Origin of the sequence: Martelella lutilitoris, from assembly GCF_016598595.1 — a bacterium.
Taxonomy (GTDB): domain Bacteria; phylum Pseudomonadota; class Alphaproteobacteria; order Rhizobiales; family Rhizobiaceae; genus Martelella; species Martelella lutilitoris_A.
The window spans coordinates 1,778,693-1,801,212 of the sequence record NZ_CP066786.1; the positions used below are offsets into that span (position 1 = coordinate 1,778,693).

The 22,520-nt window shown below is 60.5% G+C and carries 25 protein-coding genes and 1 pseudogene; 13 read left to right on the top strand and 13 right to left on the bottom strand.

Annotated features, from left to right (window positions below; all coding sequences use genetic code 11):
- Nucleotides 1–5: 5 nt before the first annotated feature.
- Nucleotides 6–1,091 carry an ABC transporter ATP-binding protein gene (locus tag JET14_RS08320; protein WP_200337600.1) on the top strand — a complete coding sequence of 362 codons (1,086 nt, stop codon included), beginning with the start codon at nt 6–8 and terminating at the stop codon, nt 1,089–1,091.
- Nucleotides 1,092–1,108: 17 nt separating this feature from the next.
- Complete coding sequence (locus tag JET14_RS08325) at nt 1,109–2,647, top strand: sulfatase family protein (protein WP_200337601.1); 1,539 nt, start codon at nt 1,109–1,111, stop codon at nt 2,645–2,647.
- A 24-nt stretch (nt 2,648–2,671) separates the two neighbouring features.
- On the opposite strand, the gene JET14_RS08330 is transcribed toward JET14_RS08325, so the two are convergent.
- Both JET14_RS08330 and JET14_RS08335 read right to left on the bottom strand, forming a co-directional pair.
- On the bottom strand, nt 2,672–3,202 hold the full coding sequence (locus JET14_RS08330; RefSeq protein ID WP_200337602.1) for a dihydrofolate reductase family protein: 531 nt from the start codon (nt 3,200–3,202) through the stop codon (nt 2,672–2,674).
- A gap of 29 nt (nt 3,203–3,231) precedes the next feature.
- A complete protein-coding gene (locus JET14_RS08335; RefSeq protein ID WP_246750568.1) occupies nt 3,232–3,657 on the bottom strand; it encodes a transcription initiation protein in 426 nt (141 codons plus the stop codon).
- Here JET14_RS08335 and JET14_RS23050 point away from each other — a divergent pair.
- Nucleotides 3,580–3,753, top strand: coding sequence for a hypothetical protein (locus JET14_RS23050; protein ID WP_432443081.1), 174 nt, complete (start codon nt 3,580–3,582; stop codon nt 3,751–3,753). The two genes, JET14_RS08335 and JET14_RS23050, sit on opposite strands and share 78 nt — an antisense overlap.
- A gap of 215 nt (nt 3,754–3,968) precedes the next feature.
- Here the strand turns inward: JET14_RS23050 and JET14_RS08345 are convergent, their stop codons facing one another.
- Together JET14_RS08345 and JET14_RS08350 are read right to left on the bottom strand one after the other, a co-directional pair.
- Complete coding sequence (locus JET14_RS08345) at nt 3,969–5,201, bottom strand: SGNH/GDSL hydrolase family protein (RefSeq protein ID WP_200337604.1); 1,233 nt, start codon at nt 5,199–5,201, stop codon at nt 3,969–3,971.
- Nucleotides 5,161–5,715: a TetR/AcrR family transcriptional regulator gene (locus JET14_RS08350; RefSeq protein WP_200337605.1), complete on the bottom strand. Its 555-nt coding sequence runs from the start codon at nt 5,713–5,715 to the stop codon at nt 5,161–5,163. Before JET14_RS08350 ends, JET14_RS08345 begins: the two co-directional genes overlap by 41 nt.
- 329 nt (nt 5,716–6,044) lie before the next feature.
- On the opposite strand from JET14_RS08350, the gene JET14_RS08355 reads away from it, so the two are divergent.
- The 6 genes from JET14_RS08355 (at nt 6,045) to JET14_RS08380 (ending at nt 9,967) form a co-directional block, all read left to right on the top strand.
- Nucleotides 6,045–6,677, top strand: coding sequence for a TetR/AcrR family transcriptional regulator (locus tag JET14_RS08355; RefSeq protein ID WP_200337606.1), 633 nt, complete (start codon nt 6,045–6,047; stop codon nt 6,675–6,677).
- Between the two features lie 16 nt (nt 6,678–6,693).
- Nucleotides 6,694–7,383, top strand: coding sequence for a DUF899 domain-containing protein (locus tag JET14_RS08360; RefSeq protein ID WP_200337607.1), 690 nt, complete (start codon nt 6,694–6,696; stop codon nt 7,381–7,383).
- Entirely contained in the window at nt 7,376–8,062 is a 687-nt protein-coding gene (locus tag JET14_RS08365) for a glutathione S-transferase family protein (RefSeq protein WP_246750569.1), read from the top strand. Before JET14_RS08360 ends, JET14_RS08365 begins: the two co-directional genes overlap by 8 nt.
- 48 nt (nt 8,063–8,110) lie before the next feature.
- The gene (locus JET14_RS08370) at nt 8,111–8,533 is read left to right on the top strand and encodes a VOC family protein (protein WP_200337608.1); all 423 of its coding nucleotides are present in this window, start codon (nt 8,111–8,113) and stop codon (nt 8,531–8,533) included.
- 32 nt (nt 8,534–8,565) lie between these two features.
- Nucleotides 8,566–9,429, top strand: a complete 864-nt coding sequence (locus tag JET14_RS08375; protein WP_200337609.1) for an alpha/beta fold hydrolase — start codon at nt 8,566–8,568, stop codon at nt 9,427–9,429.
- Nucleotides 9,430–9,490: 61 nt separating this feature from the next.
- Nucleotides 9,491–9,967 carry a VOC family protein gene (locus JET14_RS08380; protein ID WP_200337610.1) on the top strand — a complete coding sequence of 159 codons (477 nt, stop codon included), beginning with the start codon at nt 9,491–9,493 and terminating at the stop codon, nt 9,965–9,967.
- Nucleotides 9,968–10,162: 195 nt separating this feature from the next.
- Here the strand turns inward: JET14_RS08380 and JET14_RS08385 are convergent, their stop codons facing one another.
- From JET14_RS08385 to JET14_RS08415, 7 genes are all read right to left on the bottom strand, one after another.
- Nucleotides 10,163–10,381: a hypothetical protein gene (locus JET14_RS08385; RefSeq protein ID WP_200337611.1), complete on the bottom strand. Its 219-nt coding sequence runs from the start codon at nt 10,379–10,381 to the stop codon at nt 10,163–10,165.
- 194 nt (nt 10,382–10,575) lie between these two features.
- Complete coding sequence (locus JET14_RS08390) at nt 10,576–10,731, bottom strand: helix-turn-helix domain-containing protein (protein WP_348648106.1); 156 nt, start codon at nt 10,729–10,731, stop codon at nt 10,576–10,578.
- Between the two features lie 160 nt (nt 10,732–10,891).
- Entirely contained in the window at nt 10,892–12,253 is a 1,362-nt protein-coding gene (locus tag JET14_RS08395) for a hypothetical protein (RefSeq protein WP_200337612.1), read from the bottom strand.
- Nucleotides 12,254–12,327: 74 nt separating this feature from the next.
- Nucleotides 12,328–13,359 carry an ABC transporter permease subunit gene (locus JET14_RS08400; protein WP_200337613.1) on the bottom strand — a complete coding sequence of 344 codons (1,032 nt, stop codon included), beginning with the start codon at nt 13,357–13,359 and terminating at the stop codon, nt 12,328–12,330.
- A complete protein-coding gene (locus tag JET14_RS08405) occupies nt 13,356–14,900 on the bottom strand; it encodes a sugar ABC transporter ATP-binding protein (RefSeq protein WP_200337614.1) in 1,545 nt (514 codons plus the stop codon). The genes JET14_RS08400 and JET14_RS08405 overlap by 4 nt, the downstream gene beginning before the upstream one ends.
- A gap of 79 nt (nt 14,901–14,979) precedes the next feature.
- Nucleotides 14,980–15,936, bottom strand: coding sequence for an ABC transporter substrate-binding protein (locus JET14_RS08410; RefSeq protein WP_200337615.1), 957 nt, complete (start codon nt 15,934–15,936; stop codon nt 14,980–14,982).
- A 203-nt stretch (nt 15,937–16,139) separates the two neighbouring features.
- Entirely contained in the window at nt 16,140–17,213 is a 1,074-nt protein-coding gene (locus JET14_RS08415; RefSeq protein ID WP_200337616.1) for a LacI family DNA-binding transcriptional regulator, read from the bottom strand.
- A gap of 163 nt (nt 17,214–17,376) precedes the next feature.
- Here JET14_RS08415 and JET14_RS08420 point away from each other — a divergent pair.
- The 3 genes and pseudogenes from JET14_RS08420 to JET14_RS08430 all read left to right on the top strand — a co-directional run.
- Nucleotides 17,377–17,531: pseudogene (locus tag JET14_RS08420) on the top strand (IS3 family transposase); the annotation flags it as partial.
- Between the two features lie 368 nt (nt 17,532–17,899).
- Complete coding sequence (locus JET14_RS08425) at nt 17,900–18,319, top strand: PRC-barrel domain-containing protein (protein WP_200337617.1); 420 nt, start codon at nt 17,900–17,902, stop codon at nt 18,317–18,319.
- Between the two features lie 158 nt (nt 18,320–18,477).
- Entirely contained in the window at nt 18,478–18,963 is a 486-nt protein-coding gene (locus tag JET14_RS08430) for an MgtC/SapB family protein (protein WP_200337618.1), read from the top strand.
- Nucleotides 18,964–19,127: 164 nt separating this feature from the next.
- Here the strand turns inward: JET14_RS08430 and JET14_RS08435 are convergent, their stop codons facing one another.
- Entirely contained in the window at nt 19,128–19,745 is a 618-nt protein-coding gene (locus JET14_RS08435) for a flavodoxin family protein (protein ID WP_200337619.1), read from the bottom strand.
- A gap of 401 nt (nt 19,746–20,146) precedes the next feature.
- Here JET14_RS08435 and JET14_RS08440 point away from each other — a divergent pair, with 401 nt between their 5' ends.
- Nucleotides 20,147–21,313, top strand: coding sequence for a nucleotide sugar dehydrogenase (locus tag JET14_RS08440; protein WP_200337620.1), 1,167 nt, complete (start codon nt 20,147–20,149; stop codon nt 21,311–21,313).
- A 71-nt stretch (nt 21,314–21,384) separates the two neighbouring features.
- Here the strand turns inward: JET14_RS08440 and JET14_RS08445 are convergent, their stop codons facing one another.
- On the bottom strand, nt 21,385–22,422 hold the full coding sequence (locus tag JET14_RS08445) for a Gfo/Idh/MocA family protein (RefSeq protein ID WP_200337621.1): 1,038 nt from the start codon (nt 22,420–22,422) through the stop codon (nt 21,385–21,387).
- Nucleotides 22,423–22,520 lie beyond the last annotated feature (98 nt).

Below are 22,520 nucleotides of genomic sequence, written 5' to 3' on the forward strand. Positions count from 1 at the left end.
CAGACATGACTGGCGTCAGTCTCAAGAACATCAAGAAATCCTATGGCGGTCTTGAGGTCGTCCACGGCGTCGACATCGAGATCGAAAAGGGCGAGTTCGCTGTCTTTGTGGGCCCGTCAGGCTGCGGCAAGTCCACGCTTCTCAGGATGATCGCCGGACTCGAGGAGATCAGCGGCGGCGACCTCGAGATCCACGGGCAGCGGGTCAATGATGTCGATCCGTCAAACCGGGGCGTCGCCATGGTATTCCAGACCTATGCCCTTTATCCGCACATGACGGTCGACCAGAATATGGGCTTCGGACTGAGGATGAACGGTACGCCGAAAGCCGAAGTGGCCAGGCGCGTGAACGAAGCGGCGAAAATCCTGCAGATCGAGGACCTTCTGGACCGCAAGCCGAAACAGCTTTCCGGCGGACAGCGCCAGCGCGTTGCCATCGGCAGGGCCATCGTGCGTCATCCGCAGGTCTTTCTGTTCGACGAGCCGCTGTCGAACCTCGACGCCGAGCTCAGGGTCGCGACCCGTCTCGAACTGGCCAAGCTGCATCAGCAGCTGGCAGGCTCCACGATGATCTATGTGACCCACGACCAGGTCGAGGCCATGACGCTGGCGGACAAGATCGTGGTTCTGCGCAAAGGCCGGGTCGAGCAGATCGGCGCGCCGATGGAGCTTTACGAGAATCCGGCAAATCTATTCGTCGCCGGTTTCATCGGATCGCCGAAGATGAACTTTCTTGATCTCGAAGGCGGGGAAGACCTGACATTCCGTTTCAGGGATAAAAGCGCCGTCACGCTTTCAGGTGAGGACGCGGCGCGAACCGCCGTTGTGGGGCTACGGGCCGACCAGATGACGCTCACGGAGCCGGACAGGGGCCATTTCACCGGCACGGTCAGCGTGGTGGAACGTCTCGGCGAGAGCGAGTTCGTTTATGTCGCCACCGAATGGGGCCAGGAACTGGTGGTGCGGGTTCCCGGCGGCACCAACACGCCGATGGGCGTTGCAACCGGTGTGGTGCTGTCGGGACGCACCCATTTCTTCGACAGTGAGGGACGGTCGCTTGCCGGCATCTCGCTTGCCGCGGACCAGAACTGACATAAAGGGGCAGATCCATGCGACCCAACATCATCTTCATCATGTCCGACGATCATGCCGCCCGTGCGATCTCGGCCTATGGCGGCGGGCTCAACAATACGCCCAATCTTGACCGGCTGGTCGACGAGGGCATGCGGCTCGACCGTTGCTATGTCACCAATTCGATCTGCACGCCAAGCCGCGCCGCGATCCTGACAGGCACCTATAATCACGTGAACCTGGTGACGACGCTCGATACCCATATCGACAACCGGTTGCCGAACGTCGCCAGACACCTGCAAAAGTCCGGTTACCAGACGGCGATCTTCGGCAAGTGGCATCTCGGTGAGGGAAAGGCGCACGAGCCGACCGGATTTGATCAATGGGCAGTGATACCGGGGCAGGGCGTCTATTACGACCCGATCTTCATCGATCGCGATGGCCCGAAGGTGCATCCGGGCTACGTCACCGACATCACCACCGACATGAGCATTGATTTCATCAAGGCCCGCGACAGGGAGCGGCCGTTCTTCCTGATGTGTCACCACAAGGCGCCGCACCGGCATTTCGTCTGCGACCACAAGCACGAGGACATGTTTGAGGAGGACCTGCCGCTGCCAGACAGCTTCACCGATGATTACGCCAACCGCGCGACGGCGGCGAAGGAGGCGAAGATGCGGGTGCGCTCGGACATGACCTATGAGGATCTCGGCCTGGTGCAGCCCGAAGGCGGCTCGGAGGTTGGCGCATTGCTGTTCGAGCATCCGAATGTTCACATGCGTAAGGTGCCGGAACTGACGGAGGGTGAAAGCCTGACGCTGATCGATGTGAAGACTGGCGAAAACTTCACCTTCACCGATCCGCAAAAACTCGCCGAATTCAAGTATCAGCGTTATATGAGGCGCTATTTGAGAACGGTGCAGTCGATCGACGACAATGTCGGCCGTCTCCTCGATTATCTGGATGAAGAAGGGCTCGCCGAAAACACGGTTGTCATCTACACCTCCGATCAGGGCTTTTTCCTGGGTGAGCACGGCTGGTTCGACAAGCGCTTCATGTATGAGGAATCGCTGCAGATGCCGTTTCTGGTGCGCTATCCCGACGGGATAAAACCGGGCGGCATTTCCGGGAAGATCGCCATGAATGTCGATTTCGCACCGACCTTTCTCGATTATGCCGGCGTACCTGTCCCCTCCTACATGCAGGGAACGAGCATGCGGCCGGTGTTCGAAGGCCGGGCGGGCGAAGAGTGGCAGGATGTCGCCTATCATCGCTACTGGATGCACAAGGATGTCATCCACAATGCGTTCGCCCATTACGGCATTCGGACCGAGCGCTACAAATTGATCTACTGGTACAACGAGCCGCTCGGCCAGATCGGGGCTACATCGGGCGATGATCCGCCCGAGTGGGAGCTGTTCGACTGCGACGCGGATCCCTTTGAACTGCACAATCGCGCCGGCGACCCGGAATATGCGGAGATTTTCCGTGACATGCTGGAAAAGCTGGATGCCAAGATGGCTGAGATCGGCGATGTGCCGGAGCATAACGGGGCCGCCTGTCAGGACCGTACGTAGCTCGCCGCCGAGCACGGCGAGAGATCATGCAGGAACATAGGCCAACCTGACCACATTCTCGCCAATCCGGTCATGCGACAGCAGCTGGAGTGGCGGCCGGGGGCCGGCGAAGCAAGGCGTGCCATGACCGAGTACGACGGGATGAAGGTAAAGCCGGTACTCGTCGATCAGTCCTAGGTCTGTGAGGCTTCGCGCCAGGTTTGGACCGGCGATTTCGATCTCCCCGTCGTGCTCGGCTTTCAGCCGGCGAACCGCGCTTTCCAGATCATCCCCGACCAGCCTTGCATTGGGACCGACCGAGCCCAGGGTTCGGGAGACGACCCATTTCGTCTGTTTTCGCCAGGCAGCAGCGAAGGCTGCTCCCTCCGGCTCCCAGTCGGCATGGTCCTCGTCCCAGTACCGCATGATCTCATACATCTTGCGGCCGTAGATGCTGCCCACCTGTCTCTCAGCCTCGTCGATGAAATGCCGGAAGAGCGTGGGGTCCGGTGCGAACCTGTCGTGATCGACATAGCCGTCCAGTGATACGTTCATACCGAATACGAGCTTCGCCATTTCTTCTCTCCCTCAGTGCTGTTGAACGTTTATTTCAGCGGCCACACTTCGACAACGCCACGGGCGACGGCGCAGGGAACCTGCGAAACCTTGTCGACAGCCTCTTCCAGGCTGGCGGCCTCGATCTCCGCGAAGCCGGCGATGGGCAGACCGGAAGACAAGAACGCACCGTCCTGCCTTTTGACGCCGGCGGCATCCGGATTGCGCACCTGCACCGGTGCGCCGGCAATCCCCACCAGGGCGCCTTCCGAAACCAGCCTGGCGTCCTGAGCATGGGCGGCGTCCCTCACGTCCTGAGGCGTGCGGTCGTAACCGGCCCGGTCGACGACACCTGCATTCTGCGCGAGGCGGTGCTTTGCGGCATGGGTCTCGCCTGCCTGCCCGACAGGCTCGTTGCGCCGCTGGCGGAGGCGGGCCGCCTCGTGCGGGTGCTTACGGAATTCTGCCCCGCCCAACCCGGTTTCTTTCTGTACTGCCCCCTGGACGGGCACCCATCGGCCGCGCTGAAGGCCTTCATCGGCTTCGTCAGGGCCGCCGGCGTGCACCAATGATGCGGGCCGTGGCCGAACCCGGTTCCAGCTTTCTGTAACAACGGGTGGCTATCGCTGTCCCTTCTCGACATAGCGGGCGAGCTCTTCGGGCAGTCCTCCGGAAAGGCCGCCCGCAGATGGTCGAGGAAGGCGGAGACGCGGGCGCTGACAAGCCCGCGATGGGATAGAGCGCGACCGCCCAAACTCTTCCCAATAGCCGAAGGGGGGCGGATCGATCATTGCCAACGTCTCTTTAGGCGTGCGGCAAACCTTCGTCCGATCAGCAGGTGAGCCTTTGCCTCCGGATGCAGTTGATCCGGCAGGGGCAACATGGAATGATCGTGCTCCCCATAAAGCGCGAGACCATCCAGATAGTGGATATTCCGGTCGCTCGTGCGACGCTGCTCCACAATGGCTTTCAGATGCTCCCGAATGACGGACAAGGTCAGTTTCCCGGCATTTACTTCGTCGGGTCGACCTGTTGCCTCAAATCTGATCTCCCCCTTTGCCAGCGCTTTCAGATCGAATGTGCCAGGACCAGGCGTGTTTTCGTGGATGGGGCAGAATATCGGAGAGATGACAAGAAGCGGCGTTTCCGGATGACCGTCGCGTATCGTGTCCAGAAAGCCATGAACGGCGGGCACGAAAGCTCTCAGACGCATCAGATCCGCATTGACGAGATTGATGCCGATCTTGACGCTGACAAGATCGGCGGATGTATCTCTCATTGCGCGCGAGACGAAGGGATCGAGCAGGGCATTGCCGCCGAAGCCCAGATTGACGAGATCGAAATTTTCCATACGCGAAGCAACCACCGGCCAGATCCCGGTCGGAGAAGCCGCGTTCGAACCCTGGCTGATCGAGCTGCCATGGTGGAGCCAGACTGGCTGACCGGCGTCGGTATCCGGCTTGATGGGAGCATCCGATCGCATGGTCGCGAGTTCTACGATCTCATTGTGGGGAAGCCAGATCTCGAACAGCTTTTCGCCGTCGGGCAGGTTCGCAAAGCGCAACGTTTCCGCAATTCCCGGCTCGCGACGCGTTGTGCCGGTGGACAGGTCCGTGCGCAAAAGCGTGGCGCTCTCTGCCGATTGCTGTGCTTGCAATTGCCCGTCGATGCAAAGGTCAAACACGCCTTTCGGTCGGGGCGGCACCCCGACAAGCTCCCTTCGGGTCGGAAGAACATCGAGCTCGATCGCGGTCGCGCTGCTGCGAAACCGCAGGCGGACACCGGAGGTTTCGGCTTCGACGAATCCAAGCTGAGGGTCTGGATATTGGGCGCGCGCCCATGCCGGCAGGCGGTGCGGGAGCAGGCCGAACTCCGTCTCCTCCAGGTCCAGGATGCCCTTGAGCAGGGATCCGGTGATGGGGGTGGTGACTGCGAGATTGTTCATTTTTTTTGCCGGGTATTGCTGGAAATTCGATTGTTCAGTCTTTGCTCCAGCTTCGAATGAGAGCGTCGATAGCATCTATGCCGCGCTCCCACGAAAGCTCAGAAGGAGGTGGTCTGTGTGCAAAGCTTCCTGCCGTTTCGAGCAGGGAGAAGCCCAGCACGAACGAACCGAAAAGGCGGATGGCGTGGACGCTCTCATCCTCCGGCAGGCCGTAGCCGCGAAGCATTGCGAGGCTCACCCTGGCCAAGCGCGTGCCGCCGTTTCCGGGAGCGCCACTGGGATCAAGCGGATAGCGGATAGCGTGAAACAGGCCCGGATGCTGGCACGCAAATTCACGATGCACATTTGCCAGTGCCCGCAATGCATCTTTCCCGGATCGTCCCGCGACGGCATCTTCCGCCCGCTCCGCCAGCCGTCCCAGCGCCAGCAGCGCGACGCCCTTTTTCAGATCGTCGGAATTGGCAACGTGACCGTAAAGGCTCGGCAAGCGAACCTGAAAATGCCGGGCCACGGCTGTGAGTGTCAGCTTTTCAAAGCCCGACTCGTCCGCCAGGCTACCGGCGACCTCTATGATTTTCTCGCGCGTCAAACCTGCTCTCGCCATTGCCGTTTCTATATCCTAATTTTATAAGCAGATACCCTAATAACATTAGGATTTGTGGGGGCAAGGAAAAAATGTCAGAACGGCGGAAGAAAGTGCCCAAACGGGGCAGTTAAAGCTCCACTCAGCGGTAACGCTGGAGGGGTTGAGTGCTGTATGGCGCGCAATTGTCAGCAATGGCGGTGATACGAATCGGCCGTCGGTGCGGTAATCGCCGCCTTCAGCTTGCAACTGCATTCATGAGCCCTGCGCGATCATCGTCGCGTTTGACATCAAACCGACTAGTTGGTATGTGTTCCCGGAACAGGAGGCGACGCATGTCCAAAACGACCCCAAAGCCGGATGCGAGATCGAAGCTGCTTGATGCGGCGCTGTCGCTGATCCGCGCCAAGGGCTATACGGCCACCACCGTCGACGAACTTTGTTCGGCCGCGGGCGTGACCAAGGGGGCCTTCTTCCATCACTTCAAGAGCAAGGACGCGCTCGGTATCGCGGCGGCGGAGCACTGGTCGGCCACCACCGGCGCATTCTTCGCCGGCGCCCCCTATCACGACCATGATGATCCGTTCGACCGGCTGATCGGCTATATCGAGTTCCGCAAGGCGATCATCGAGGGCGATCTCGCCGAGTTTACCTGCCTCGTCGGCACCATGACGCAGGAAGTCTATGGGTCAAATCCGGCGATCCGCGATGCCTGCGCGGCAAGCATTTTCGGGCATGCGGCCACGCTTGAGCCCGATATCGAGGCTGCGATGAAAGCGCGCGGGATCGTGGCGGACTGGACGCCCGCCAGCCTGGCCGCGCATACCCAGGCCGTGCTGCAGGGTGCATTCATACTGGCCAAGGCGACGGGTGGCCGCGCCATCGCGCGCGACAGCGTCGATCATCTGAAACGCTATCTGCTGCTCCTGTTCGAGAGGCCATCGAAGAGCGGTGCGACAGGTTCCTGAGGAGGAGGTTCATAACATGACTGGAATTTCAGACCATGAGACGAAGATGGTGTCCGGTGTCGTTCGCCAAACAACATCGCCGCATGCCTGGCGCAACGAACTCGCCGACCTGCGCGATGCGGAAAAGGACCTGACCCGTGCCCAGGACCGGCTGGCCGCAAGGCGGCGGCGCATGCCGTGGACGAAGGTCGATGGCGAGTATGCCTTCACCGGGCCCGAAGGCACCGGCACGCTGGCTGACCTGTTCGACGACCGTCGGCAACTCATCGTCTATCATCATATGCTGAAGCCCGCGGATCCGAGCCCGTGCGCAGGCTGCTGCATGGTCGCCGACCAGATCCCGCATCTCTCCCATCTTCACGCCCGCAACACCACGCTCGTCTTCGTGTCGAAAGCGCCGATTAGCGAGATCGCGGCGTTCCGAAAGCGCATGGGCTGGTCGATGCCCTGGTACGAGACACGGGACAGTTTCAACGCCGACTTCGACGTGTCTTCGGGGTTCGGCCTCAACGTTTTCTATCGCGATGGCGCGGACATCTACCGGACCTACTACACGACCGGTCGCGGGGTCGAGACGCTCGGCACGGTCTGGACTCTGCTCGACCTGACGCCCCTCGGCCGGCAGGAAGACTGGGAGGACGCGCCCGAAGGAACGCCGCAGACCAGACCGTACCAGTGGTGGCGGAGGCACGACGCGTATGACTGAGGCACGCCTCCAGCAGCTGAACGGCGACTCCGGGCCCACCATCACCGTCTTTGAGCGTTCGCCCGATGGCGGGAAGGGGCTGGCGCGCGACATGCGGGTGCGCTGGGCGCTCGAGGAAGTTGGCCAACCTTACGACGTGCGACCAGTGTCTTTCGCCGCGATGAAGCAACCCGCGCACAGGACCCTGCAGCCGTTCGGGCAGATCCCGACCTATGAGGAGGGCGACCTCGCGCTGTTTGAAACCGGCGCAATCGTCTTTCACATCGTCGATCGCCATAACGGTCTGCTCCCGCTGGATGCGACCGCGCGGGCACGGGCGATCAACTGGATGTTTGCCGCGCTCAGCACCATCGAACCCACGATCGTCGACCGGGAGGTCGTCCTCTATCTCGAACGGGACCAAAACTGGTTCGAGCAGCGCCTGACGCTTGTGGAGGACCGCATTCGCGCCAGGCTGACCGACCTGTCCAACCGCCTCGGCAATGCCGACTGGCTCGATGGCCGTTTCAGCGCCGGCGACCTGATGACGGCCGATGTTCTGCGCAGGCTGGGCGGATCGGGGCTGCTCGAAGAATATCCCAATCTCGCGGCCTATGTGGCCCGTGCCGAAGCGCGACCGGCCTTCAGACGCGCGTTCACTGCCCAGAGGGAATTCTTCAACGCTGCGGCGGAGCCGTAGCCAATCGTCGCCGTTGAAGGCGGCATAAACCGTAAGGGAGGAACTGACATGGAACCGACAATCTATCTTTTCTTCAAGGGCAACTGCTTCGAGGCGATGACCCGTTATGCCGAGGTGCTCGGCGGCGAGATCGGCGGCGTTTTCCGCAACGGTGATGCGCCCGACCCGGAAAGCCGGATGCCCGGCGGCGACGATCTGGTGATGAACATGGCCATGAGTTTAGGCAATGCCACGGTCATGGCCTCGGACGTCCCGACCGAAATGTACAGGAAGCCAGCCGGCTTCCGCGTATCGATCGCGCCGTCCTCGCGCGCGGAATTCGACCGCATCCACGACGCGCTGGCAGAGGATGCGGAAAGCGTCGAGATGGCGCCCGGCGAAACCTTCTGGGCAGAACGCTTCGCCATGTTCACCGACAGGTACGGCACGCCGTGGATGCTCAATTTCGAGGGCGCCAAGGGCTCCGCCTGAGCGGACCTCAACGAAAGCAGGGAGAGACAATCATGTTCCGAATGGTCATTCTGACCGCATTGCTCGCGGTCGCCGCCCCGGCATTGGCCGATGAGGAGCCGACAGGCGATCGCGTCGCGGTCAACGGTATGAAGATGTATTACGAGGTCTCCGGAAAGGGCGATCCGCTGATCGTGCTGCACGGCGCCTATATGAACATCCCCGCGATGGGCGAGATCATCCCGGTGCTCGCCGAGACGCACAAGGTCTATGCGCTGGAATTCCAGGGACACGGCCGCACCACCGACATCGACCGGCCGATCACCTATCCGAACCTTGCGGGCGATGTCGCCGCCTTCATGGACGCAGTCGGGATCGAGAAGGCCGACATATTCGGCTATTCCATGGGCGCGGCCGCCGGGCTGCGGTTCGCCATCGACTTTCCTGAGCGGGTCGATCAGCTTGTCGCAGCATCGGTGGCGTATGATTACGAAGGCTGGCAGCCCGCCTTCAGGGACTTCGTCCCGCAGATGAGTGTCGAGATGTTCCTGGAGATGCCGTTTGCCGCCGAATACCGGGAACTGGCGGCCGATCCGGATGGGTTTCCCGCGCTCGTCGAAAAGCTGATCGCGCTCGAGCATGAGCCGATGGCCTGGGGCGAGGACGTGGCAGCATTGGAGACCCCGGTGCTGATCATCACCGGCGACGCCGATGTCGCGACGCTGGAACATTCAGTCGCGATGTTCCGCCTGCTGGGCGGCGGGGTGATGGGCGACATGGGCCAACCGCTGCCGGCCTCCCGGCTCGCGGTAATGCCGGCGACCTCCCACACCGCGGTCATCAACCAGCCCGCGCTTCTGCACGCATTCATCGAACCCTTCCTTCAAGGGACGACACCGAAAGGGTTCTTCGAATAGCCCGCGTCGCGTCCTAGCCCGGGGCGGCTTACCCACCACAACAGACACAGGGAGAAACGTCATGACCGAGATCATCAACTGCCTTTGGTACGATTACGGCGAAGCCAGGAAAGCGGCCGCGTTCTATGCCGCCACTTTTCCCGACAGCCATGTCGATCGCGTGAACACCGCCGCCTCCGATTATCCCGGCGGCAAGGAAGGCGACGAACTGACCGTCGAATTCACCGTGCTCGGGCGCAAGTTCGTCGGCCTGAATGGCGGCCCCAACTTCACGCCGAACGAGGCCGTCTCCTTCATGGTGGTCACAGAAGATCAGGAAGAGACCGACCGCTTCTGGAACGCCATCGTCGGCAATGGCGGACAGGAAAGCGCCTGCGGCTGGTGCAAGGACCGCTGGGGCCATTCCTGGCAGATCACGCCGAAACTGCTGCTCGACCTGACGACGGGACCCGACAGGGACAAAGCCAAACGCGCCTTCGAGGCAATGATGACGATGGGCAAGATCGACATCGCCGCCCTGGAAAAAGCGGTGGAATAGCCGTCAGGGACCATCTCGATCGCCGTGACAGGAACACTTTGGCGGGTGCTTTCTTGTTCGTGCCGGCAAGAAGATCGCGCGAAGAAGAATTGCCGGGTTTCCTGGCCATCGTCGCGTTCTTTGCTCAGACCACGTCCTGGTGGCACTGTCCGCCAGGACCGCCATTTCTCCTTTAACATCCGACTGTCGTCGGCCTCACTCGTCTGACTTGCCGCGTCGCCCGCTGAAATAGGGCAGCGCGAACAGATAGAGACCGGTGACCAGCATCAGGAACAACGGGAACAAGGGCAGGAAGTACACCCATTCGGCGGGTTCCCTGCCGAACCCCTGGGCGCCGAAGATGCCGATCACGATCAGGGTGAAAACGATCGACAGCCAGCGATGACATTGTCTTATCAGCTTGCTCCAGCTCATTTGTACCTCTTTCCAATCTCGTCGGATGCGAAAAGGGCTAGAGCGCCGTGCGTCCATTCGGACGCACGGCGCTCTAACCTATTGAATCTACGCATCGAGCTTACCCCCGACGATTTCCTCGGCACGCTTGCCGAAAGGCTGCCACCCCTTTGGAGACTGCTCCTTTTCTCAGTGGGCAGGCTCGGCAAGCTGCATCAGACGGTGGCCCCCTCGAACTCCTCGGCCGCCTCGCGCGCATAGCGCGCCGGTGACATGCCCACGCTTCGACCGAATGCCACGCTGAAGGCGCTCGCGGAACTGAAGCCGACTTGGCAGGCAATTGCGCTTACGCTCAACTCCCGCTTGCGCAAGAGATCCTTTGCCAGTGTCAGTCGCCAGGCCGTAAGCTATTCCATCGGCGCCATTCCCATTGCTCGATCCGTGCATTCGGAGCCTCAGGTGAATGCTGAAGCGTGGTAACTCCAGTCTCCTCGGTCTGCTCCGAATGAACAGCCTTCTGCAAGATCACAGCTAGAGAACCTCAACACTGACGTTCAATGCGGTCTCAAGCTGATCTGCGATCTGCATCCAGCGTTCTGCGAACGGACCATAGGCGGTCTTGATGTCGACGCCGACCGGCAGTTCCGGGCATTCGTTTTCGCCATTCGAGCCCCAGTTGACCCAGCCCGACTGTTTGCGCTGAACGATCTGGAAGGCACCAGAGGCTTTCGAGGTCCACCAGACCATCGCGCGACCGCTTTCCTGATCGAATTCGACGGTCTTGTTCGCCGGTCCCGGGAAGATGGTTTCGTGGGGAAGGGCGGAGACGTCCACGGGTTCATCCGTGATGATCCATTCGCGGTCGTTGAGATCAGCCTTCACATGCGCAGATGCACACACCTGCGCCAGTCTGTCGCGGATCTCATCGTCGCTCAAAACCCCTTCCCAGGCACAGAACAACCGCCAGTAAAGATCCCAGTGGGCGGATTCCATATCTGCGAGTTCCGCCCTGAATTCCTCAAGCTTGGCGCTGCCGGATTTCACGGTCCTGACCGTATCCGCGACCATATCGACCAGTTCTCCGGCATAGGGGTCACCCGCCCGGTAGCGCGTTCCGCCATAGGCGGCGAAGCGATCGAAGACCAGCTTTCCCTTGCCGCCTTCGAACTCATCCCCGACCGTGATCTTGTTTGTGACCGATCGACCATTGATTACCGTCTGGAATGGCGTGACATCATAGCGGCGCTCGAAGAATGGCGTTCCGGCGTAGAACGTCCAGTCGATTGAGAAGGACTTTCCCTTCAGTTCGTCCAGAAGCCCGTCGGGTATCTGGCCATGCATGCGATAGTGATGCATGACCGGCCCCTTTTCGATGATTTCGATTTCGACCATCGTGTGTTCCGGCGGATTGATGAGCCCGTTTTCCGGGGTGAAGAAAGGACCATAGAAACCGCCGATGGCATTGTTTCCGGACGGCAGCAGTTCGAAGCCGTCGCTCAGTGCCCGAAAATGCCGCAGGCCCCATTTCGAGGAGCCAAGCCCCTCTGCCTTGCCCGAGCAGAGTTCGAGGTCGAAGGCGCCGGTGTCGAGACGGACAAAGCAGTCGGTTTCGCGGCCTTGCTTTTCGCTGATCACCGGCGCGATATCGGCCGGCAGCGTTTCACAGGCTTCCGCCAGATCCAGAGTTGCCGTCTGGTTGACGTCGACGGTCGCGACGAAGCGCGTCTGCAGAGCGTTGGAGCCCTGGTTCAGTCTCTGGCAGAGAATTTTCTCGCCATCGTCGGTCTTGGCCCAAAGGAGCGGCGCGTCGATGGCGGCGTTGACGGTGAAGACGATCGGCTCGCGCACGCGTGCGCCATTGAGCGGATCTTCGATCCGGATACGGTAGGTCATGGTGTCGGTCTTTCACAAGACGTGAGATTGAAGTCTGGGAGGGACAAAGGGTGCTGGACCCTTTGCGTGTTGCTCTAGCTTTGACGGGGGACCTGTTTGCGCGACAGGAAACCGAAGTGGAATGTGCGCTGTTTCAGGCTGTCGATGGCAACGGCGAAAATGATGACCACGCCCTTGATCAGAAGCTGGGTGAAGAAGGGTACATCCATCAGGATCAGGCCGGTGCTCAGAACACCCAGAATGACGGCGCCGATCAGCGTGCCGATGATCCGGCCGCGACCGCCTGAAAGACTGGTGCCGCCAAGAACGACCGCCGCGATCGCATCAAGTTCGTAACCGGTGCCCGCCGTTGGCTGCGCGGAAATCACCCGGGCGGCGAAAATGACGCCGGCAAGGCCCGCGCAAAGGCCGGCAATGACATAGACCGCCGTCAGGATCCGCTTGACGCGCACGCCGGCCAGCTCCGCCGCCTCTTCATTGCCGCCCACGGCATAGATGTGCCGTCCGAACCGTGTGCGTTCCAGAACGAACCAGGCAATGAAATAGACGACGATCATGGTGATGACGGGGATCGGCACATCCGCGATATAGCCGCTGCCGAACGCCTTGAAGTTGAGGCTGCTCGAGACGATCGGCTGGCCTTCTGTCATGGTATAGGCCAGCCCGCGCAGGAAGGTCATCAGGCCGAGCGTCACGATGAAGGGTGCAAGACCCATATAGGCGACCAGCGCGCCATTGACGACACCGCAGGCCGCGCCGACCGCCATGCCGGAGAGGACGGCGATCGGGGCCGGCACGCCTGCGATGGCCGCCAGCACGGCGACGACGCCGGAAACGGCGACCGTCGAGCCGACGGAAAGGTCGATACCCTTGGTCAGGATGACAAAGGTCATCCCGGCTGCCAGAATGGCATTGACCGAAATCGAGCGCGCGATGTTGAAAAGGTTGTCGATCCGCGCGAAGTTCGGCGCAAAGATCGACATGAACACGACCAGCGCCAGCAATACGATCAGAATACCGACACGGTCCCACCAGCGGGCGAAATCAAACGGTTCCTTTTCCATCTGCACCGGCTGCCGGCGAACGGCTTCATCTTTCTGGTTCATTGTAACACCTCTTCGCCGGCCGGCGCGTTTTGCGCTGCCGTTCCGGTCGCGTGGAACATGACGTCCTGTTCGGTTGCGGATGCCGACGGCATTTCATGAACGATACGCCCGTGCCGCATGACCAGGACGCGATCGCTGATGCCGATCGCCTCCGGCAGGTCGGAGGAAATCACCAGTATGGCCTTGCCTGCCTCGGCAAGCTCCTGGATCATCTCGTAGATTTCGCGCTTGGCGCCGATATCGACGCCGCGCGTGGGCTCGTCCATGATGAGCACGTCGCTGTCGCGCAGCAGCCAGCGGGCAACCGCCGCCTTCTGCTGGTTTCCGCCTGAAAGCGCCTTGACGGGCAGGCGGATGGCGTTGCTCCTCAGGTTGAGGCGCTTCATCTCCTGTTCGACTGCTTCCCGCTCCAGCTTTTCACGCAGGACGCCCGCGCGCACGAACTGCAGCAATGAGCTGATCGAGATATTCGCCGCGACCGTGTGGTCGAGGAACAGCCCCTGTACCTTGCGGTCCTCGGGAAGCATGCCGATGCCGTCTGCAATCGCGTCGCTTGGACCGTCTGGCTCGGAAGGCCGCCCGTTGACGAACACCGTGCCGCTCGTGCGGCGGCCGGCGCCGAAGATCAAACGGGCGACCTCGGTACGGCCGGCGCCGACAAGACCGGCCATGGCGACCACTTCGCCTGCGTGCACATCGAAGCTGACGGGACCCTCGACCCCGTCTCCGGAAAGATCACGAACACTGAGGACGGATTTTCCCGGATTGCGGTCGGGGTGTTCGTAGAGGTGCCCGACGGACCGGCCGACCATCATGCGGACGACCTCCTGAGGGGATGTGTCCTCCATGCGGCTAGTGCCGACGTAACAGCCGTCGCGGAAAACCGTGACGCGATCGGCCAGACGCCAGACCTCTTCCATGCGGTGTGAGATATAGACGAGGCCGACGCCCTCGGCCCGCATCTTCGCGATCAGCGTATAGAGCTGTTCCGCCTCTGCGCGTGAAAGTGCGGCCGTCGGCTCGTCGAGCACCAGAACGCGTGCGTTTTCACCGATGGCGCGGGCGATCTCGACCATCTGCTGTCGTCCGACGCTGAGCGAGCCTAGCGGCTTGCGGGGATCGATGTCGGAGCCGATCGTGGCGAGTTTCTCGCGCGCCGAATCCAGCATGGCGCGACGATCCAGCATCCTCAGTCCTGTGACCGGTTCCTGACCGAGGCCTAGATTTTCGGCGACTGTCATCTGCGGAACGGTATTCAATTCCTGGTGAATGATCGCGATGCCGTGGGCGCGGGCATCGCGTGCCGAGCGGATTTCGATTTTCTTGCCGTCCATCAGGATGCGTCCGCTGTCGCGGGTGATGTTGCCGGCCAGAACCTTCATCAGGGTGGATTTGCCGGCGCCGTTTTCGCCCATAAGGGCGTGAACCTCTCCTGCGCGAAGATCGAAACTGGCATTGTCGAGCGCCAGCGTTGCGCCGTAGCGCTTGCTGATCGATTCCAGTTTCAACAGCGGTTCAGGGTTATCAGTTGGGCCTGCCATGAGGCGCTCCTTTCCCAATGCACAGAGCGCCTTGACGCTCTGTGCACCCGTATTGCATGCCGACTGGGTAGACCGGTTCTTACCAGCCTGGATATTCGTCGACCGTGTCGCGCGTCACCAGGACGCTCGGGATGAGAATGGTCGTTTCTTCCGGGGGATTGCCGGCAATCATGTCCTCGGCAATCCGCACGGCTTCGCGGACCATCTGTGCCGGGTTCTGCGTTGCCGTTCCGATGAAGGGCGAGCCTTCGCGCTTCAGTTCGTCGACGCCTTCGGGGCTTCCGTCAACGCCGGTCACGACCACTTGATCGGCAAGGCCAGCCTGTTCGACCGCAAGGACCGCGCCCAGCGCGGAGGGGTCGTTCATACCGAAAATGCCGTTCACATCGGGGTTTGCCGTCAGCATGTCGGTGGTGACGGCAAGGCCCGAGGCCCTGTCGTTCATCGAGGACTGGTGCCCTACGACTTCAATGCCGGGGAAATCCTTGAGCACATTGTTGCAGCCGTCGATCCGGTCGATGATGGTCTGGATCGGCGTGCCGTCGACAAGAAGGACCTTGCCCTCGCCGCCCATCTGCTCGAACAGGTAACGGCAGGATTTCTCACCTGCCTGAACGGCGTCGGTCATGATCACGGCATCGGCGCCATGGGCCGGCGTGTCCACGGCCATGACGATAATGCCCGAGGCCTTCGCCTGTTCAATGGCAGGTTCGATTCCTGCTTCATCCACCGACGAAATGACGATCAGGTCCACACCCTGCTGGATGAAAGCGTCGATCTGCGTATACTGGCGCGACAGGTCCAGCTGCGCATCCTGAGTGTTGAGCGATGCGCCGAGCCGGTCGGCGGCGTCCTTGGCGCCTTTCTCCATGGCGGAGAAGAAGGGATTGGACATATCCTGTACCATCAGCCCGATCTTCTCGATCTTGTCCGGCAATTGCCGGTCTTGCGCGTTGGCGGGGGAAAAGGCCATGAGTGCTGCCAGCGCCGAGGCGGCCAACAGGCTTCCCGACCTTGTGTAGGATTTCGTTTTCATACTATACCTCCCTTGGTGATGCGGAGCTGTTCGCTAAAAATCGCTCCGGATTGCATTGAACGACTGATCAACATCGCTTCCGGCGATGCTTCCGGCAAAACGCTTCCCTTCCGGCGTGTTCCAGCACGCAGGTGGAGAATTGTCCGGCGGATTGGTTAGCTGCCTTTAGAGGCCTGGAAACCGGCTGGTCTCCGGTCGGTTTTCTAGTTTCTCTCCCTTGTGTCAGAAGTGCAGCCGCACGAACGCCGTACGACAAGTCGTGCCGGCATCTGCTGTCTGTATTCGGGTTTATAATCCGGTTTCGTGGACCGGCCGCGTTTCTCGCTTTCGATCTGCTGCTCGATGATGGCCGTCAGCGTTGCGGCGGCGCGACTGCCGATGGATTTGCTGTCCTCGTCCAGAACGGTCAGCGGCGGATCCATCAGCGGCGCCCAGGCAAAATCGTCAAAGCTGACCACAGCCATGTCTCCGGGAATACCGATTGTCTTCTCGCGGCAGAACTTGAGAGCGCCGAGCAGAAGCGGATTATTGCCGGCAATCAGCACGTCAGGCAGACGGGCTGCTCCTTCGAGGTGACGTGTCAATGCCTCCTGCGCAGCGAGATCATTGTTTTCGCATTCGATAACGATCAGATCAGCCGCGTGCCTTGTGGCGGCGTCCCGTATGCCACGTTCGCGTTCGAAGCGGGTGGACCACTTATCCGGATACATCAGAAGAAGCCAGTTGCCATAGCCATGCGAGGCGATGTGGTCGCCGACGGTAAGGCTGGCCTCATAGTTGTTTGTTGTAACGCTTGGATAATGTCCGGCGCCTTCAGGCGGATCTGAGTCGACGAAGACCACCGGCACGTCCCACTGGTCAAGGAGCTTCAGGTTTTCAGGCCTTAGCGTCAGAGTGGCGATCACGCCCGCCGTGCGCGATTCGATCAGGCGTCGGATGAGTTGATCTTCAAGTTCGGCGCTGTATACGCCGTCAATCGCGATATCGCCGACGATGACGGCGCGTCCTGTGGATCTGAGCGCGTGGTGGATGCCCTCCATCAGATCGAGATAGTAGGAATTGGATGTGCTGGCGGTGATGACGGCGACGGAATCACGGTTGGCGCGCCGCAACTCCTGCGCTGCGCGATTGGGAATATAGCCGATCTCGCGGGCAACCTTGAGGACATGCGCGCGGGATTCCGCCGAAACGCCGTCCGCTCCCGAAAGGGCGCGCGAAACGGTATAGGTTGAAAGCCCCGTGGCAACGCTGACGTCACGCATCGTTTTCCTGCGCATCATTTCCTCCGCCCAAGCTCAACGTTTATCTGCGTCATAAACGTTTAGTATGGTTATGTTGATAATGCTAAACGTTTAGGGTGTCAAGGTGCCTCGGCGCAGAACAACGAACGACCAATGCCCCATAGGAACGTCGGAACGACCGTGAACATTAATTCCAGGCGACGTTCACGCCAATCAGATCAAGCAATGGAAAGATCAATTGCTCGAGGGGCGATGAACGTCTTCGGTGATGGACGCAAGGAAGATGCGGCGCCTGCCGTCGATGTCAAAAACCTTCATGCGAAGATCGGCGAACTGACACTGGAAAACGATTTTTAGCCGGCGCGCTCGACAAGGCCGGACTGTTGAGCCGACTTTGCTGATCGCGAGCTATCCGCTATTGCGCACGGAGCTTTCCCTCGACTTTCTGCAGATCGGCATGCTGAGCCTGACTTATCAGGTTACCCGCGCTCGTGGCGCGAGCGTGAACAGAGGATGAATCCAAGTTCCAGAATCCTGAAATTGCCGGATCAGACTGTTTGGACAAACGTGACAAAGTTCAGCGGCTTTCGACCAAACGGCCGATCTACTGTGAAAAAAACCGGAACAAAAGCCTGAGCTGTGGAATAGGGCGGGCAATGGCAGATGCGATGCCAACGGATCGCACCATGTCATAATTTTGCAAACTAGCTTGGAGGGAATCCATGAAACGCCTTTTTCTGACCACCGCTGCAGCCGCTCTGATTTCTGCGCCAGTTCTGGCTCAAATGACCGACTACTCCAACCTGATCCGGACCCGCGACATCACTGGCGGCACCATCTACACCATGAATGAGGCTTACGACGAAGGGTCTTGGGCTACCGAAACATACTACACCGAAGCCGGTGCAGGATGGAACGATATCGGTGAAATCGAAGATGTGATCCTCAACCGCGAAGGTAAAATGATCGGCATCGTTGCCGAAGTCGGTGGATTTCTCGATATTGGCGACAAGCATGTGATGCTGCCAGTGGAAGACGTGAAGCTCGTCGCCGTTGACGATAAAAGCTACGCCTACGTCACGCGCCTCTCCGAAGAGCAGCTGGAAGAGAGGGAAAGCGTTGACGAAGGATGGTGGGATTGATTTCCAGATTTCCAAGTAGCGCATAGCGCTTGGCCGCCGCTGGTGCTAACCGGCGGGGCCTTTCTTGTCCTAGGACCTCTCCGCGATTTACGGGCTGGCCGGCCGAGGGAGGCAACCATGGAATTTCGTTGATAAGGCCGCCACATCAGGGAACCGCAATGACAGAAGCAGAAATCATCATCCGTCTGCTTGCCGCCACCAGTTGCGGTATCGTCATAGGGCTCGATCGGGAGCTTCGGGGAATCTCCGCTGGTATTCGGACCCATGGACTGGTTGGACTGAGTTCTGCCGCCATTACCTTGTCGGCGCTCCTCCTGTACGAAGATTTGCATACCGGAAGTGGCATTGCCGGCCTCGATCCCCTCCGTGTCATTCAAGGATTGGCGCAGGCAATCGGCTTTATTGCGGCGGGAACGATCTTTTTCTCACGCGGTGAAGTGCATAATCTGACTTCGGCCGCCAATCTCTGGCTCGCTGCCACCCTTGGCATAGCGGCGGGGGCTGGACAGTACATTTTGTTGTCTACCGCGCTCTTCCTGGGCATCCTGTTGGTGACAGCCGTCCGCGTGTTGGAGCGGTTCATCTCACCAAGGGCCGAAACCAGCAGGGACCGAGGCGACGATGACCAAACCCGACAAAATTGAAAGGTGCCAATGATCTGCGGCTGTTCGATTCTCGCGCGGGGTCTGTGTGCCAAGAGATGCCGGGCTGTGCCGTCTCTTGACGCGTCTTGACGGGCGGCTGCACCGAGTCTGATTGCAAGATCGTTGGCCGACATTGGCGGGTGCCTAAATTCGGGAAGATGCTTTTAGGAGCTCGGCTCAGGATAAGCGTGATCGACAAGTAACCTCGCCAGATGCACGGAGTTGGAGACGGCCATATCGATGGTTGTCTGCACTTTGGCAGGCTCCTCTTTCAAGTCGACGAAATTGACGGACTGCATCGCTTCGCCGACCCAATAGGCGACCGCGTTGGCGGGTATCGAGAAACCCACGTCATTCAACGCCTGGTAGACCTCCGCCGACACATGATGTGCTCCGTCCTCATTGCCGACGACGGCGACAAGGGCGACCTTGCCGAAGGTTCGCATGCGACCGGCGTCGTCGGTTTCGCTCAGGAATGCATCCATGCGCTCCAGGGCTCTTTTGCTCACGCTCGATGGCTGACCCATCCAGATCGGCGTGCCCATCACGAGAATATCGGCGTCAAGGATGCGCTCTCTGATGCCGGGCCACGCGTCGCCTTCGCCCTCGTCGGCGCTCACGCCCGGCTTTATGTCGTGGTCTGCGAGGCGCACCGTTTCCATCTCGACGCCGTGTTTCGAAAATGCTTCTGCGATGACCTCAAGCATGCGATCGGTCGAGGATGGGGCTTTGTTGCTGGACGCTTTCAGTGTTGCATTGAGTGCAATTGCTTTGAGCGGCATGTCGATCTCCCGGTGTCGGTTGTCATTTCCATTAGGTTGGCGGGCCGGCGGCTCAGAGACCGAAGAATCCCGCGCGGCTAGGCGGATTTCCTCGGTCCTTCAGAAGGCGGAGGCAGCTTTCTGCGCTCCGGATTCCGTCGCGCAGCCTCGCCATCCACAGTTCCTGCGTCTTGGGCTTGTTTTGCACCCAACTGCAGGGGGCTGGGAATGTTCCAGCCGACGCTCTGTCTGGTGCTTGCTGGTCCTGCGGCGCGGGAACAATTGGGCAGGCGCCGGGTTTGGCAGCATCCGAACCGGGACGAGGAGCCGGGGCAATGCAGCGCTTTGTCTGCGTCGGGGCGAGTGATGTTCCTGCAGATGCCGCCATCCTGGCAAGATCACTGAAACAGCTGGAGTGAAACATGAAAATCGCGGTTGCCGGTATCGGCTATGTCGGGCTTTCGAACGCGGTGCTGCTGGCGCAGAACCATGAGGTGGTGGCCATCGATATCGATCCGGGGCGGGTTGATGCGCTGAATGCCGGCAGGAGCCCGATCGGCGACGCCGAGATCGAACGCTATCTGGCGGAAAAGCCGCTGCGGCTGAAGGCGACGACGGAGGCGGCGGCCGCCTATCGCGAGGCCGATTTCGTGATTGTTGCCACGCCGACCAATTACGATCCCGAGACCAACCACTTCGACACCTCGTCGGTGACCAAGGTTATAAGTGATGTGCTGGCCTCGGGCAGCGCCGCCACGATCGTCATCAAATCGACCGTGCCGGTTGGCTTTACCGACCGCGCGCGGCTGGCCTTTCAAACCGACCGCATCATCTTCTCGCCGGAATTCCTGCGCGAGGGGCGGGCGCTTTACGACAACCTCAATCCTTCGCGCATCGTCATCGGCGAGCGTTCCGCCCGGGCGGAGACCTTTGTCGGCCTTCTGGTCGAAGGCGCGCTGAGGAAGGATGTTCCGGTGCTCTACACCGGCGCCTCGGAGGCCGAGGCAATCAAGCTGTTCGCCAACACCTATCTCGCCATGCGCGTCGCCTATTTCAACGAGCTCGACAGCTATGCCGTGACCCATGGCATGGATTCGCGGCAGATCATCGAGGGCATCGGCCTCGATCCGCGCATTGGCGACCATTACAACAATCCATCCTTCGGCTATGGCGGCTACTGTCTTCCGAAGGACACAAGGCAGCTTCTGGCCAATTATTCAGAGGTGCCGCAGAACCTTATCCGCGCCATCGTTGACGCCAATACCACCCGCAAGGATTTCATCGCCGAGCGCATCATCGCGCTGAAGCCGAAGTCGGTCGGCATCTACCGGCTGGTGATGAAGGCGGGCTCCGACAATTTCCGCCAATCCTCCGTTCAGGGCATCATGAAGCGGATCAAGGCCAAGGGCATACCGGTTGTCATCTACGAGCCAACGCTGCAGAGCAGCGCCTACTTCAATTCTCCCGTGCTCCAGGATCTGGAAGCGTTCAAAAGCGAAGCGGGACTGATCCTTGCCAACAGGATGACAGGCGAAATCCACGATGTGGCGGAGAAGGTCTTCACCCGCGATCTTTTCGGCGCTGACTGAGCGGTTCCCGGCCCGCGCATGGTGACGAAAGCCCGTTGCGACGCCTCCGTTCGTAGCCAGGCCGCCAAACCTCAAGACCTGCCATAGATCCTGTCCAGCACGTCAGCGACGGCGAGAGCGTGACGAATGTCCGGATCGAAGCTGCAGCCCTGCGACAAGCGCCGGGCGAAGCAACTGGCCATGCCTCCGGACCAATCGCTGCGCTCTTCACCGACAATCGCACGGTTCGTGCCCTGATGCCGCTCGGTGGCGAAATCGAAGAAGGAGCCATCGATGTTTCGCCAGAGAGCCGAGCCGTCGCTGCCATGAAACCGAGCGGAAATCTCGGCATCCTTTCCGGCATGGGCATTCCATGAGCAGGACAGCGAGACCCGCGCATCGCCGGCAAGGTCAATATCGGCTATCGCGAAGTCTTCAACCTCGTCCGAGCCTCTTGCGAGAGCAACCCCATTCCGGAACAGCCGGCCGTGAACGGAGCACACGTCGGGAAAGCCAAGGCACCAGAGCGCGGTGTCGACGAGGTGGACGCCGAGGTCGATGACGCAGCCGCCCCCGGAAAGCGACCTGTCGTAGTACCAGGCCTTGTCCGGGCCGTAAGCATTGTGGAAGACAAGGTCGACGGCAAAGACGCGGCCGAGTTCGCCGCCTGCGATCATCCGCCTTATCGCCTCCAGCCCTTCCGTGGCGCGGTAGGAAAAATCCACGCCAAGAAGCCGGTCGTTCCGCTCCGCGGCCGCAATCACGTCGGCGGTCTCGGCCGCTGTCCGTCCGAGCGGCTTCTGGACGAAGGCGGCCTTGCCGGCCTCAAGCACTGCGATAGCCTCGCGCGCATGGCTGGCGCTCGGCGTGGCGATCACCACGGCATCGAGATCGCAGGCAAGAAGCTCGTCAAGCGAGCTGCACGCAATGCCCGTCGGCGCAAGCTTATGCGCTTGCTCAAGCGTTTTATCATTGGCATCGGCCACCGCCGCGATCTCCACCAGCTTCGTGTTCGCGATCGCTTTCAGCCGGTTTTGGCCGATCCAGCCGGTGCCCAGAAAACCGACACGCGGCTTTGTCGTGGCCGGCCTGGAGGCGGTGAGGCTCGTTGTTGTCTGGCTGATGTTCATGCCTTCTTCTCCGAGGTTTGCGTTTTTTTCTGGCGCCGGGAGCGGCGGCGAAGCGCTCTTCAAACCGCGCGATTTCCCGAATGTTCCAGAAGAAGAAC

Coding starts and splice junctions, on each gene's coding strand:
- JET14_RS08320 (WP_200337600.1), top strand. CDS start 6: ATGACTGGCGTCAGTCTCAAGAACATCAAGAAATCCTATGGCGGTCTT.
- JET14_RS08325 (WP_200337601.1), top strand. CDS start 1,109: ATGCGACCCAACATCATCTTCATCATGTCCGACGATCATGCCGCCCGT.
- JET14_RS08330 (WP_200337602.1), bottom strand. CDS start 3,202: ATGGCGAAGCTCGTATTCGGTATGAACGTATCACTGGACGGCTATGTC.
- JET14_RS08345 (WP_200337604.1), bottom strand. CDS start 5,201: ATGCTATCGACGCTCTCATTCGAAGCTGGAGCAAAGACTGAACAATCG.
- JET14_RS08355 (WP_200337606.1), top strand. CDS start 6,045: ATGTCCAAAACGACCCCAAAGCCGGATGCGAGATCGAAGCTGCTTGAT.
- JET14_RS08360 (WP_200337607.1), top strand. CDS start 6,694: ATGACTGGAATTTCAGACCATGAGACGAAGATGGTGTCCGGTGTCGTT.
- JET14_RS08365 (WP_246750569.1), top strand. CDS start 7,376: ATGACTGAGGCACGCCTCCAGCAGCTGAACGGCGACTCCGGGCCCACC.
- JET14_RS08370 (WP_200337608.1), top strand. CDS start 8,111: ATGGAACCGACAATCTATCTTTTCTTCAAGGGCAACTGCTTCGAGGCG.
- JET14_RS08375 (WP_200337609.1), top strand. CDS start 8,566: ATGTTCCGAATGGTCATTCTGACCGCATTGCTCGCGGTCGCCGCCCCG.
- JET14_RS08380 (WP_200337610.1), top strand. CDS start 9,491: ATGACCGAGATCATCAACTGCCTTTGGTACGATTACGGCGAAGCCAGG.
- JET14_RS08385 (WP_200337611.1), bottom strand. CDS start 10,381: ATGAGCTGGAGCAAGCTGATAAGACAATGTCATCGCTGGCTGTCGATC.
- JET14_RS08395 (WP_200337612.1), bottom strand. CDS start 12,253: ATGACCTACCGTATCCGGATCGAAGATCCGCTCAATGGCGCACGCGTG.
- JET14_RS08400 (WP_200337613.1), bottom strand. CDS start 13,359: ATGAACCAGAAAGATGAAGCCGTTCGCCGGCAGCCGGTGCAGATGGAA.
- JET14_RS08405 (WP_200337614.1), bottom strand. CDS start 14,900: ATGGCAGGCCCAACTGATAACCCTGAACCGCTGTTGAAACTGGAATCG.
- JET14_RS08410 (WP_200337615.1), bottom strand. CDS start 15,936: ATGAAAACGAAATCCTACACAAGGTCGGGAAGCCTGTTGGCCGCCTCG.
- JET14_RS08415 (WP_200337616.1), bottom strand. CDS start 17,213: ATGCGCAGGAAAACGATGCGTGACGTCAGCGTTGCCACGGGGCTTTCA.
- JET14_RS08425 (WP_200337617.1), top strand. CDS start 17,900: ATGAAACGCCTTTTTCTGACCACCGCTGCAGCCGCTCTGATTTCTGCG.
- JET14_RS08430 (WP_200337618.1), top strand. CDS start 18,478: ATGACAGAAGCAGAAATCATCATCCGTCTGCTTGCCGCCACCAGTTGC.
- JET14_RS08435 (WP_200337619.1), bottom strand. CDS start 19,745: ATGCCGCTCAAAGCAATTGCACTCAATGCAACACTGAAAGCGTCCAGC.
- JET14_RS08440 (WP_200337620.1), top strand. CDS start 20,147: ATGAAAATCGCGGTTGCCGGTATCGGCTATGTCGGGCTTTCGAACGCG.
- JET14_RS08445 (WP_200337621.1), bottom strand. CDS start 22,422: ATGAACATCAGCCAGACAACAACGAGCCTCACCGCCTCCAGGCCGGCC.